Below are 12,357 nucleotides of genomic sequence, written 5' to 3'. Positions count from 1 at the left end.
GGATGACTATATGAGGCCTGTCATTCTCGACACCGACATCGGAAGCGACGTTGACGATTTGTTGGCGCTGGTGTTCATCCTGCGTTCGCGCGAACTGGCGCTGCAAGGGGTGACGACGGTTTACGGCGATACCCGAAGACGGGCGCGTCTGGCGAAAGTGGTCTGCGGCCTGTCAGGCGAGCCGGAGCTCCCGGTAATTCCCGGCCAGGAAAAGCCGCTTTCGGGCAGGCAGGTATACTGGGCCGGCATTGAAGGCGAAGGCGTTGCCGGATTGGATGACGTAAAGCTCGACGCTGAAAACGGCGCGGACGCTTTCCTGCTCAGCCAGGCGGAGGCGCGGCAGGGAGAGTTGGAGATTTTGGCGATCGGGCCCCTGACCAATATTGCCCGTGCCATCGAACGCGAACCGCGATTTTGCAGGTGGATCAAACGGCTCTACCTGATGGGGGGCACGTTTTATGACGATCGGCCGGAACACAACATCCGTTGCGACACCGTGGCCGCGGCAAAGGTCTTTGGCTCGGGCATGCCTACCGTCGCCTTGGGCCTGGACGTGACGATGATCCCATCCATCCGCGAAAAGGACGTGCTGCGTCTGGAGGGGTCGTCCGATCCTCTCTCCCGCTTGGCGGCCGAGCAAATCCGACGGTGGTGGTTGTTCCGTCATGACGCTCAAAATAATCCGCACGATCCGCTCGCGGCTTTGGCGATGGAGCGTCCGGATCTTTTTCGTTTCGAAACGTGCGGCGTGCAGGTGCAACTGGATGGCCCGTTTTACGGGCGGACTTACCGGGTGAAGACCGGGCCCTTGGTTGAGGTGGCAAGTGATGTCTTTTCACACACCGCCCTCGAACTCATCATCGATCGCCTGGCCTACACCCCTTCTCAGGATGGTTAAGCCGGTTTTAGTCCCGAAAGGGCGCTGTGCGCCCTCCCTAACAAACGCCCGCCCCGCCGGGTTGGATTTGCTGAAGGGGCGGAAGAGGGGGTTGCTCACGCTTACGTACCGCCCTGAACCTCAGGCCCCAATAGACGTCCCCTACCTTGTCCGCTTTGCCAAGTGCCGGACTGTAACCGCGGTGCGCGCCGTTCTTCATTGTCGGCTGCGGTGTTTCGCGGCGCTGTGCGTCGCGTACAGGGTCCGCGCGGCGTTTACCAGCCCGACGTGGGTAAAAGCCTGCGGCGTATTGCCCACCTGCCGTTGCCGCCTGGCGTCGTACTCTTCCGACATAAGCCCTAAGGGGCTGCGCTTGGAGACCAGGCGTTTAAACAGGGCCTGGGCTTCGTCGTGGCGGCCCAACAGCCACAGGCAGTCCACCAGCCAGAACGAACACGGTAAAAATGAGCCTTCGCCGGGCGGCAATCCGTCCACCGACTCCGAGCCGCTCGTCGCGTAACGCAGCACGAAACCGTCAACCATGAGTTCCTGTTGGATCCGGTCAACGGTATTCCGGACTCGTTCATCTGAGGGCGGCAGGAAACCAACGATAGGCACCAGCAACAAGCTCGCGTCCAGCTGATCGGCCCCGTAATATTGGGTGAAGGCCTGCCGCTTGGGATTGTACCCTTTGGCGCAAACCTCCTGATGGATCTGTTCGCGCAGCGCTTTCCACCCCGCAAGATCGCCTTCCAAACCGAACTGTTCTATCGCCTTTACCGCGCGGTCGATCGCTACCCAGGCCATGACCTTCGAATGGGTAAAGTGACGCCGCGGACCCCGGATTTCCCAAAGGCCTTCGTCAGGCTGCTTCCAATGCGCGGCGACAAAGTCTACTAGGTGACGCTGCAACCCCCAGGAGGCCTCGCCGGAACGGATGCCGACCGTCCGAGCCAGGTGCAGTGCGTCCATCACTTCGCCGTAGACGTCCAGTTGGAACTGCTCTGAAGCGGCATTGCCGATCCGAACCGGCCTGGAGTTTTCATAGCCCGAAAGGTGCGTCAGTTCAAACTCCTGCAAGCGGCGTTCGCCCGCGACACCATACATAATCTGCATTTGTTCGGGATCTCCGGCCACAGCCCGGAGTAACCAGTTAGTCCAGGCCTCTGCCTCCTCAGTGTAGCCCGACTGCATAAGCGAATAAAGAGTCAGGGTAGCGTCACGCAGCCAGCAAAAACGGTAGTCCCAGTTCCGTACTCCCCCGATCTGCTCCGGCAGCGAGGTAGTCGCCGCTGCGACGATGCCGCCGGTCGGCGCGTAAATCAATGCTTTCAGGGTCAGCAGGGAGCGCATCACCAGATCCCGGGCTTCGCCTTCATAGCTGCATTTTGCCGCCCAGTCTTCCCAAAAACGTTCCGTCCCGGCGAGTGCGCCATCGACATCCAATGGCGGCGGGGGATCCTCGTGGGATGGGTACCAATTAAGGGCGAAAGTTTGCTTCACCCCGGGTTCCACCCGAAAATTGGCGTTACTCGAAAGATCCTCGTTTCTGCCTTGCAGAGGGATCGCGCTGCGCAAAATCAGCGCATCGGGACCGGCTACCGCGGTCAGGCCTCCCTCGATGCGCTGCACCCACGGCACCGCCAACCCGTAGTCGAACCGGATCGTCAGGTGCAGCGTGACGTCCACCGCCCCGTCGATCGCCTCAACGATCCGGACGAGTGCAGGCGCGCCCGCACGGGGCGGCATAAAGTCGGTTAGCTTGAGCACTCCCTGGTCGGTCTCAAACGCCGTTTCCAAAATCAAGGTATTGCCGCGGTACCGCTGGGTTGCGTTTCGCACCGGGTGGGCGGGGCTGATTTGCCAATGGCCATTCCCGGCATTCCCGAGAAGCGCGGCGAAGCACGCGGCGGCATCGAAGCGGGGAAAACCCAGCCAATCAATCGAGCCGTTGACCCCCACCAAAGCGCCCGTGTGCAGGTCGCTGACGAAACCGTAGTCTTCAATCTTCATGCGACGAATAGGGGCTAGTGAAAAGCGGAACCGGGTGCGGACCTGAAAATACGCATTTGCACTCCAAAGCTCGTCGTTCAAGTGCCCGTTGAATGTCAGGGTTGTGGCGGACAAAGCGTTACTAGGCGGCCTCAGGGGTTTGCGACGCGGCGACGTGGCGTATCCCGGAAAATCCGCTTGAACGCAGACCGCGGCTTCCGCCCGACGCTGCGCGCTCAGTCGGTAATCGTGGATCTTGGCCGTTGCCGGGGGCAAGGGGGATCAGGTCTGGACAGAAGGGCAACCAGATCCTCGATTTCGGGCGGAGGCCGCCCGGCGGCAAAGGCAAAGGTGTGGTCGAGGCGAGCCGTCCGTCCGGCGAGAGCCACGAAGCGCACGCCGTTCGCGATCAGGCGCGAAACGCCTTTCGGCAACAAGCTGATTCCCTGTTCGGCTGCCACCATGGTGAGCACCGCGCTGACGCGCTCGGATTCGTGAACGATTCGTGCACGGAACTTTTCTGAGGCGCAAAATCGGTCGAACTGCCGCCGGAACGCCGGGGCGGCATCTCGTGAAACCATCACCCATCCATCGTCCCGCACATTCGCCAGCCGCACGGACTTTTCCCGGGCGAACCGGTGCGCCACGGGAAGGGCAAGGACCAGAGGTTCGCTCCTCCAAAGGACGGTGCGAAGGCCGGGGTCGATCCGGTCGGGAGGCGCTCCGACGAAGCCTCCGTCCAGTTCTCCGGCTCGCAACGCTTCGAGTTGGCGTGCGGGCGGAAGGTCCGTCAGGTGAACCTGGCAGCGGACATGGGACCGCCGGAAGTCCCGCAGGACGCGGATGAGTCGGTCGTCCAGCAAGGCTCCCACGAACGCGAGTCGAAGCCGGGTGGTTTCCCCTTTCGAGGTTCGGCGCGCCGCATCGGTCGCGTGGTCGAGGCGGGTCAGAAGCGTCCTGGCGTCCTCAAGGTAGAGAGCCCCGGCGTTCGTGAGAGTGACGCGGCGCGTGCTGCGCACCAGGAGGTGTACCCCCAGCTTGTCCTCCAGGGATCGAATCTGCCGGGAAAGGGCAGGCTGGCTGAGGTTAAGCCGCTTTGCGGCCCGAGAAAAGTTCAGTTCTTCCGCGGTCGCCTGGAAACATTCCAGTTCGTGCACGGTAGGCCGATTCATGCGCATGCCACATTAATATAATGCAATCATAGCATTTTTCTTCGCATACCGCGGCAGGCATGCTTATCGCCATGAAAACTGCCTTTGCCAACAAATCCACGGTTGATGAGATTCGCCGCCGGTTCGATGGGGATGTCGAACGGTTTAGCCGGCTCGAAAGCGGGCAGCAGGCGACGATCGATGCGCCGTTGGTGCTCGACCTGGTTTCGGCTGCCGCCCGCACGCATGTGCCCGCGGGCGGCACCATGCTCGATCTCGGCTACGGCGCCGGAAACTTCACGCTGAGAGTGATGCAGGCGATCGGACCGCTCGAGTGCCACCTGGTGGATCTGAGCAGGCCAATGCTGGACCGCGCGGCGCAGCGCGTCAGCGAGGCGGGCGCGCGATCCGTTCGCGTTTATCAGGGGGACCTCCGGCAGTTGTCATTGCCCGAAGAGGAGTTCGACCTGGTGGTTGCCGGGGCGGTACTTCATCATCTGCGCTCCGAGAGCGAATGGGACGAGGTTTTCGGCAAAGTATGGAAATGGCTGAAACCGGGCGGCCGGTTCTATGTTGCGGATCTGGTCACGTTTGCCGACCCCGAGGTTGACGGTTTGATGTGGAAACGCTACGGCGACTACCTTGAGGGACTGGGCGGGCCGGGGTATCGCGAGACGGTCTTCCGTTATATCGACCGGGAAGATACGCCCCGATCGTTGCCCTTCCAGATCGCGGGCCTGCAGAAAGCAGGTTTTCAAGCTTACGATATCCTGCATCGCAACAGCGTTTTCGCCTGCTACTTCGCCCGGAAATAAAGGCGGCAACCTTCGCGTCCGCAACGGGGCGGATTTACTGATCCACGGAACGGCCGGAATCGTTGCCCTGACGGACTTTGACCAACGCCAGTATCAATCCGGCAATCGCCTTGGCCCGCTTGGGAAGCGGCTTTTGCAAGGTACAAGGTCTGCCAGCGGTCCCCGCCCGGCATCCGTGAAAACCAGCGTTCATGACCTCATCAATCAAAACCTTCAATTTCAAGACCAGACCCGCCGTGCTTTGTTGGGCCCATGGCCACGATAGCGAAGACGTTAAAGATTGGCGACGATCTGGAAGTGAACCGCCTCGGATTCGGCGCGATGCGACTGACCGGCAAGGGAATCTGGGGTGAGCCGAAAGACGTCAACGAGGCAAAACGGGTTTTGAAGCGTGCGGTGGAACTGGGCGTGAATTTCATCGACACCGCCGATAGTTACGGCCCCGCGGTTAGTGAGCCGTTGATCGGCGAAGCCCTCGCTCCGTTCCCAAAGGGTCTCGTCATCGCGACCAAAGGGGGGCTGACCCGGCAAGGCCCCGACCGATGGCTACCCGTCGGCAGACCGGAGTACCTCGCGCAGCAGGTTGAAATGAGCCTTCGTTTCCTCAGGACGGAAGTCATCGACCTCTGGCAATTGCACCGGATCGATCCCAAAGTTCCCCTGGAGGAGTCGCTGGGCGTGATTGCGAAACTCCAGCAGGAGGGCAAAATCCGCCATGTCGGCCTCAGCGAGGTAAAGCCCGCCGAGATTGACCGGGCCCGCAAGGTGGTCGAAATCGTCAGCGTTCAGAATCGGTACAATTTAGCGGACCGCCAGCACGAGGACGTGCTGGAGTATTGCGAAAAGCAGGGGCTTGCTTTCATACCCTGGTTTCCCGTCGCCGCCGGCAAACTGGCCCAGCCCGGCGGAACGCTGGACACGATCGGGCAACGCCACGGTGCCACGGTTGCGCAGCTGTCGATCGCTTGGCTGCTGCACCGCAGCCCGGTGGTGCTTCCGATTCCCGGGACATCGTCGGTTGCTCATCTCGAGGAAAACCTCAAGGCCGCGCAGATCCCTTTGTCGGACGCTGAACTGAACGAACTTGAACGAGCGGCTAAATAGGATGCCGGAAGTGGGGCGCCCCCGCAGCACCAAGGCCCCACCGGCCTGACCTCGCGCACCACCCGTCGGAGGTAACCAGCCCGGGGCGGCCGGCGTCACTCAAATCCAACCAGCGGGTGCGGGACGTACGGCGCCTCCAAGGCCCGGAGCTCCTCGTCGGACAACTTGATCGATAGGGCGGCCACGGCGTCTTCCAGGTGCTCCGGTTTGGTCGCCCCCACGATGGGCGCGCTCACCGCCGGCTGCTGCAGCAACCAAGCCAGCGCCACCTGGGCGCGCGGCAACCCCTGCGCCTTGGCCACCTCTCCCAAGCGGTCCACCACCGCCCGATCGGCCGCTTCGGTCGCGCTGTAGAGGCCCTTGGCGTACTGGTCGCTCCGGGCGCGTTCGGTGCTGCCCTGCGCTTCCCAGGGCCGCGTCAGGCGGCCCCGCGCCAGCGGGCTCCAGGGCAACACCCCAATGCCTTGGGCCCGGCACAAGGGCAGCATCTCGCGTTCCTCCTCGCGGTACATCAGGTTGTAGTGCGGCTGCATGCTCACGAAGCGCGTCCAGCCGTGCAGCTGCGCGAGGTAAAGCGCCTGGCAGAACTGCCAGGCGAACATCGAGGAAGCCCCCAGGTAGCGGGCTTTCCCGGCCTTGACCACCTCGTGCAGGGCTTCAAGGGTTTCTTCGATGGGCGTCTCGTAATCCCAACGGTGGATCTGGTAGAGGTCGACGTGGTCGGTGCCCAGCCGCCGCAGGCTCGCGTCGATCTCGGTCAGGATGGCCTTGCGCGAGAGGCCCCGGCCGTTGGGGTCCTGCGGCCGCATGGCGCCGTAGACTTTGGTGGCCACCACCACCTCCTCGCGCCGGGCAAAGTCGCGCAACGCGCGACCCAGCACCTCCTCGCTGGCGCCGCCCGAATAGACGTTGGCGGTATCGAAAAAGTTAATCCCGAGTTCGAGCGCCTTTTGGATGAAGGGCCGGCTTTGTTCCTCGTCCAGCGCCCAGGTGTGCCAGCCCTTTTCCGGGCTGCCGTAGGTCATGCAGCCCAGGCAGACGCGCGACACTTTGAGCCCCGTCCTGCCAAGTCTTACGTAATTCATATGCCTTTGCCGTTTCGATACTTCGATTAATGGGAGCTGGCAGGATCGCGCCGGCTATGTTGCGGTTCATAGCCCAAGACGCCCCTTGCTTTGTCAATGGAAAGGAGCATCTCGTTTGTGTCGAGCGGCTTTTTCAACGGCACGCCGCGGAAAACCTCCGCAACCAGTTCCGCTGTCGGCCGTGACATCACCGTGTCGCAATTGGCAATGACGAATACGTTCGCGCCTTTGAACGGGGCCTCAAGCGCCCGCAGAATGCTAATGCCATTCAGACAGTTATCTTAATAGAATGTCGGCTCAGGGAGATGCCGGCGCCGGAGGATGCTGCGCAGCTCAGTCCCTGCCTAACCTCAGCCGTCCCTCCGGGACGAAGGCCACGCCCGGCCTGCCGCCCTTAACTAAATGGCAGTGGGGTAAAGCCTGGGTAACCGTCAAATCACGATCGAGCCCTCCTAAGGCGTCACGCCTGCACGCCCGCCCCGCCGGGTTGGATTTGCTGAAGGTGCGGCAGAACCCGCCGGCAACGCCTTCTGTCGCTCCTCCAGGGCTCGATCGGGGGAGGGGTGCGTTCCCAAGGGTGGAACCCTGCACTAAGGTCTCCCGGCCCGTTGGGCGTAGGCCGTTTATACGGTCTAATAAGTGTAACGCTGGCAGGGCACCTGGGAAGGAAGGCAAAAAATTTACCTCCATGGCCGTCGAAATGGTATAAGCCTGAAACTTTTCGCCCGTATCGCGATCGAAGATCGTCTCCAAAACCTCAACGACCAGCTTTGCGCTCGCGGCGGGCGGGTTTTCCCGACCCCGGCGTTTGCGGTCCAGCAGGGACAGGTCGGCCAAAAGTTCGCTCGTTTCGTCGAGCCAAAGGCCCCCGAGTCTTGTCATTAAACCGGGCGCACCCAGGGCGGCACCGCGAAATGCAGGCCGAGCGGTCTTGGCCCCTGAAAGTGACGGCCGGCGGCGTTCTGCCTGCGTTAAGGGTAAAAAGCATCGCTGGGAGGAAAACCCAGAACCGCGCTTGAGCGCTCCATCGAGCCGCGCGATCGTACCCTTCGCATGAAAACGGCAGCCCGTCCTTTTCGAGTCGACAACTTTTCGTGGTGACTTGGATAACGAAACGCCATGCATGCGACGTCACCTTGCCGACGGCAACGATTTTTAACCGGAGGGGGCAACGATGCCGTTCATTGAATCGAACAAAATCCGTTTTCATTACGCGCTGGGCGGCGCTGCGCACGGTCCCCTGGTGGCATTTCAGCATGGACTGGGCGGCGACATTTCCCAGCCGCATGGCGTCCTTGGCGAGTCGGTCCGCTTGCGGGTCTTGTCCTTCGATTGCCGAGGTCATGGCCGTACCCAACCGCTCGGGCCTCCCGAGCGGCTCACGTTTTCGAGCTTTGCCGACGATCTCCGGACTGTTCTCGACGCGCTGAATGTCGACGGCCTTACGGTCGGCGGTATCTCCATGGGGGCCGGAGTCGCGCTGAATTTTGCCTTGCGCTACCCGGCGCGAGTGCGTGCCCTGATCTTGTGCCGTCCCGCGTGGCTCGACCTTCCTGGTCCTCGCAATCTGGACATCCTGCAGACCATGTCCCGGTGGCTCAGGCAAGTGGGACCACAACGCACAAGGGAGTTGCTTCCGGCTGATCCTGAGTTCTGTCGCATCCAAACGGTTAGCCGGGACAACGCGGCGTCACTCCTGCGCCAACTGGAGCGGCCAAGCCTGGAAGCGACCATCGCCACGCTGGCGAGATTGCCGGCGGACGCGCCTTGTCCCGCGCCGGAGGGTTGGCGCGCGGTCCGGGTGCCAACGTTGGTGCTCGTCAACCACTTGGATGCGCTGCACCCGGTCGAGTACGGGCGGCGGCTCGCCGAGGGTATTCCAGGCGCACAGTTGGTGGAAATCACCGCTAAAGAACGCAACCCTGCAGCGCACGCCCGTGAAGCACGGGAAGCGATCGAAACCTTTGTCGGAGGGCTCTAACCTGACGTCAGAAACCGGTCGCTTCCACGATCGCAACGGTCCGGTTTCGACCGAGGTGGCCGGACCGATCAACCCTGGATTTCCGGGGTGGAAACCGCCATCACGGTGTGGGAAGTCAGGGGGTGCATTGAACCGTTTCCGGCGCGAACTACCAATCTCTGCATTTGTTATCCTGCACGCGGACGAAGCAAACCGGCCCGGCTTGGCAGCGTAGCCGATCAACGATAATCGTCCGTGCGGGAGTCGTGGAAGCCGGTTTGTTGGCCGTTTCCGGAAAAAACCGAACGACGCGGGATCCGCAATCGGTCTGGCGGGAATGCGCCCCTGAAACGATTTACACCGAAGCGACCGGCCTGCGGACAGCAGCGGGCCAGGGCGTCACACGTTTCCGCAGAATACCTGCGCGGTTTTTCCGTCCAAGGATTAACCAATGCAACCAAGCGATCGGCCGATCCTCAAAGTACGCTGCAATACAAGCATCCTAAACGGCAATGCGAATTATCGGCTCGCCCATTGAAAATGCCGGAACACCCCTGAAAAGCGGCTTTTCAAGTGCCCAAAGGCGGTGTCCCAGGTTGCACTTTCAATGCGGAGGTCAATACTTCTCGCCGGGAACGGCTCTGAATCTAAGTAAGAACGAAGTGTATTCGCTTATGGACTTTGATCCCCTTTTTGTCTCGGGAGAGATTCAGAACGACGACCCATTAAGGCCGGTTCCCGAGCGGGCCCGTTGACTCGCCAAATCGGATTCCGAGCAATTTATAACTCTTCGAGATGCCGTCGGCCAAAGAGCGAATCAAGAAAGCCCTGCCCAGCTGGCTTTTGCTCATCCGCCGCTACTGGAAGGCGCATGGCGTCTTACCGAACCTCGTTTGCCCCGCTACTTTTAACGAGAAGGTTCTGTACCGTATAATTTTCGACCGGCGGCCCGTGCTGGCGCAGCTGGCCGATAAAGCGGCTGCGCGCTCCTATGTAGAGTCACGACTCGGCCCCGGAGTGTTGCCGGAGCTTTACTGTTTGACGACTCGTCCCGAGACAATTCCCTTCGATCGACTTCCGAACTGCTTTGTGGTGAAGCCGACGCACGGCTGCGGCTGGGTTCAGATCGTCAAAGACAAATCGGCCCTCGACCGTGGCGCCCTGATAGAGAGTTGCACCCGATGGTTGAATCAGAGTTATTACGAGATCACGCGGGAGTGGGTCTATAAGGATATCCGACCGCAGATTATGGTCGAAGAATTCGTCGACGACGGCAGCGGGACTCGCCCGAGCGATTACAGGTTCTTCGTCTTTGGCGGCACGGTCGAACTGATTCAGGTTGACCTCGGGCATCTCATCACGGATCGGGTACGGCTCTATACACCGGCTTGGGCAAGGATTGCGCCCGGAGCTGGCAGTGAGGTTCCCCGGCCCGCCCGTCTTGCCGAGATGCTCGCTGCCGCGAGGATCCTTGGCGGAGGCCTGGATTTTGTGCGTGTTGATTTCTTCGCCACAGCCACGCGGCTGTACGTCGGCGAACTCACGACCTCACCTGAAGGTGCCATGGGCCGACTCGTTTTGAAGGACCTTGAACGGCATTTGGGCGGACGTTGGAAACTGCCCCGCTTCGCGCAACTACGGTCCGCCTCACGATCGAGCGGCACGCCCGGCGAAAGCTCGGATGCGCGTACGCAGAAGGTTTCCATCATCATCGTAAATCATAATTACGCCCGGTTCCTGCGCCAGGCTATCGATAGCGCGTTGTCCCAGACCTACACCAATACCGAGGTCATTGTCGTCGACGACGGGTCGACCGACGATTCATCCGCGATCATTCAGTCCTACGGCTCACAGATCATCCGCATATTAAAGGGTAACGCCGGCCAGCTTTCCTGCTATTATAGCGGATTTGCGGCTTGCAGCGGTGACCTCGTGCTTTATCTGGATGCCGACGATTTCCTTTATCCGGAGTGCGTCAGTGAAGTGATCGCCCATTGGCAACCGGGATGCGTCAAGGCCCATTACTATCTCGATGTCGTGGATGAAGGCGGAGCCAGGATGGATGCAGTCGTCCCGAGTGGGTGCTTGGGCAAGGGTAAATCTCCGTTGAAAATGATGCGCCTTTTCGGCACTTACTGTTCACCTCCCGCCAGTGGAAACGTCTATAGCCGGGATTTTCTCGCCAGGATTCTGACGCCCGAGAATCAAAGGACGTTACGGAATTTTTACGTGACGTCCTTCAGCGCTGACGCGATTCCCATCTTCGCCGCACCATACTTCGGCACCATCGTGGCTATCCCGCGCACGCTGGCGTGTTACCGCCGCCACCGTGATGCCGCCGCGGCCGTGATTTCGCAGTTTGAGGTCGAAGCCGATCTGCAAAAATTGGAGCGGGACCACCAAAAGGACCTGCTCAGAGATCGCGGGTGGCGACTCGCGATCGGCCGGAATGAGGCATCCAGATTATCGGAGCCATCGCGGCTGAAGCGGCGTTTTTGCTACTTGCGTCTTTCCGGCCGCGGACTCATTGCCTCAGACCGGCGTTTAACCCTCGTCGCCAAGGGCGTTTGGTCCTGCCTTTGGTGGAATGGATATTCCTGGACGCAAAAGGTTGCGATCAGCGCGTGGTTCCTGGGAATGGCGATTCTCCCGTCCGGAATGGTACGGGCGTTGATCCGCCCGGCGCTCGGAATAAGCGATCGTACTCCGAGACTGAGGCAATTTCTTCAGGTCAGGGAAGGCCGGCGCGGGCGTACCTGCGAGGAGTGTGGAACCGGCCCGGCAGCTTAACGTTTTACCTTCTTCCGAGCCACGGATCCCGATCGCCGGGACCAAACCAAGACCAACGCGGGGCCGCCTAACACTAAAAACGCAACCACCAAGGTTGGGGCAATAAAGCACAAACCAAGAAACAGAATTCCGCCCAGGATCACCAGCACCGCGTCCAGCAACCGCCGGAGCAGACCTTTTTTCGCGTTATCCACAACGCCGACCTTACGCTCTGGAACCGAAACGGACAACGATCTTACGACGCGTGCAGCGTAGAGTTGGTCCGTTCGGCCACCGGGCTGCCTTTTGACGGTAAGCGCACCGCGGCGGCGGGCCCGTAAAGACGATCGAACCCCTCCCTGCTGGCAGCCCGGTCAATTCAGGGCCGGGGAACGGAACGAAAAGCGATTCGCCCATCGGGACGCATGAAAGCGGCGCCCCGGAGCGTCTTCCCGCGCAGGAGGCCCCAATGACGCGGCGCGGTAATCAAACGCCGACCCCGAACGGCTGCGCCACTTAACACCCGCCCGGACATGACTCCGGCGGGTTGATCAAACCGGAAAAGGGCTCGGCGGCCATTGTTCGCGAAAAAGGCCCAATCCGA

Annotated in this window: 8 protein-coding genes; 5 read left to right on the top strand and 3 right to left on the bottom strand. The window is 61.1% G+C overall.

Features of this window, described 5'->3' with window-relative positions:
• Positions 1-10: 10 nt before the first annotated feature.
• Positions 11-898, top strand: a complete 888-nt coding sequence (locus JO015_17350; GenBank protein MBW0000865.1) for a nucleoside hydrolase — start codon at positions 11-13, stop codon at positions 896-898.
• Between the two features lie 195 nt (positions 899-1,093).
• Here JO015_17350 and JO015_17345 read toward each other — a convergent pair whose 3' ends face one another.
• Positions 1,094-2,890, bottom strand: coding sequence for a glycoside hydrolase family 15 protein (locus JO015_17345; GenBank protein MBW0000864.1), 1,797 nt, complete (start codon positions 2,888-2,890; stop codon positions 1,094-1,096).
• A gap of 215 nt (positions 2,891-3,105) precedes the next feature.
• Positions 3,106-4,041: a LysR family transcriptional regulator gene (locus tag JO015_17340; protein ID MBW0000863.1), complete on the bottom strand. Its 936-nt coding sequence runs from the start codon at positions 4,039-4,041 to the stop codon at positions 3,106-3,108.
• Between the two features lie 71 nt (positions 4,042-4,112).
• Between JO015_17340 and JO015_17335 the strand changes: the two genes are divergently transcribed.
• Together JO015_17335 and JO015_17330 are read left to right on the top strand one after the other, a co-directional pair.
• Positions 4,113-4,835: a class I SAM-dependent methyltransferase gene (locus tag JO015_17335; protein MBW0000862.1), complete on the top strand. Its 723-nt coding sequence runs from the start codon at positions 4,113-4,115 to the stop codon at positions 4,833-4,835.
• 252 nt (positions 4,836-5,087) lie between these two features.
• Complete coding sequence (locus JO015_17330; GenBank protein MBW0000861.1) at positions 5,088-5,939, top strand: aldo/keto reductase; 852 nt, start codon at positions 5,088-5,090, stop codon at positions 5,937-5,939.
• A 95-nt stretch (positions 5,940-6,034) separates the two neighbouring features.
• Here JO015_17330 and JO015_17325 read toward each other — a convergent pair whose 3' ends face one another.
• Complete coding sequence (locus JO015_17325) at positions 6,035-7,024, bottom strand: aldo/keto reductase (GenBank protein MBW0000860.1); 990 nt, start codon at positions 7,022-7,024, stop codon at positions 6,035-6,037.
• Between the two features lie 1,174 nt (positions 7,025-8,198).
• On the opposite strand from JO015_17325, the gene JO015_17320 reads away from it, so the two are divergent.
• Entirely contained in the window at positions 8,199-9,005 is an 807-nt protein-coding gene (locus JO015_17320) for an alpha/beta hydrolase (protein ID MBW0000859.1), read from the top strand.
• A 774-nt stretch (positions 9,006-9,779) separates the two neighbouring features.
• Positions 9,780-11,774 (top strand): glycosyltransferase, encoded by a 1,995-nt coding sequence (locus JO015_17315; GenBank protein MBW0000858.1) that lies wholly within the window; start codon positions 9,780-9,782, stop codon positions 11,772-11,774.
• Positions 11,775-12,357 lie beyond the last annotated feature (583 nt).

It is taken from the genome of Verrucomicrobiota bacterium (assembly GCA_019247695.1).
In the GTDB taxonomy this organism is placed as follows: Bacteria; Verrucomicrobiota; Verrucomicrobiia; order Chthoniobacterales; family JAFAMB01; genus JAFBAP01.
This window is presented reverse-complemented; position numbering and strand designations above follow the sequence as displayed.

Bases quoted from the DNA above. Each gene is read 5' to 3' on its own strand.
- JO015_17335 (MBW0000862.1), top strand. From the start codon at position 4,113: ATGAAAACTGCCTTTGCCAACAAATCCACGGTTGATGAGATTCGCCGC.
- JO015_17330 (MBW0000861.1), top strand. From the start codon at position 5,088: ATGGCCACGATAGCGAAGACGTTAAAGATTGGCGACGATCTGGAAGTG.
- JO015_17345 (MBW0000864.1), bottom strand. From the start codon at position 2,890: ATGAAGATTGAAGACTACGGTTTCGTCAGCGACCTGCACACGGGCGCT.
- JO015_17320 (MBW0000859.1), top strand. From the start codon at position 8,199: ATGCCGTTCATTGAATCGAACAAAATCCGTTTTCATTACGCGCTGGGC.
- JO015_17340 (MBW0000863.1), bottom strand. From the start codon at position 4,041: ATGAATCGGCCTACCGTGCACGAACTGGAATGTTTCCAGGCGACCGCG.
- JO015_17350 (MBW0000865.1), top strand. From the start codon at position 11: ATGAGGCCTGTCATTCTCGACACCGACATCGGAAGCGACGTTGACGAT.
- JO015_17315 (MBW0000858.1), top strand. From the start codon at position 9,780: ATGCCGTCGGCCAAAGAGCGAATCAAGAAAGCCCTGCCCAGCTGGCTT.
- JO015_17325 (MBW0000860.1), bottom strand. From the start codon at position 7,024: ATGAATTACGTAAGACTTGGCAGGACGGGGCTCAAAGTGTCGCGCGTC.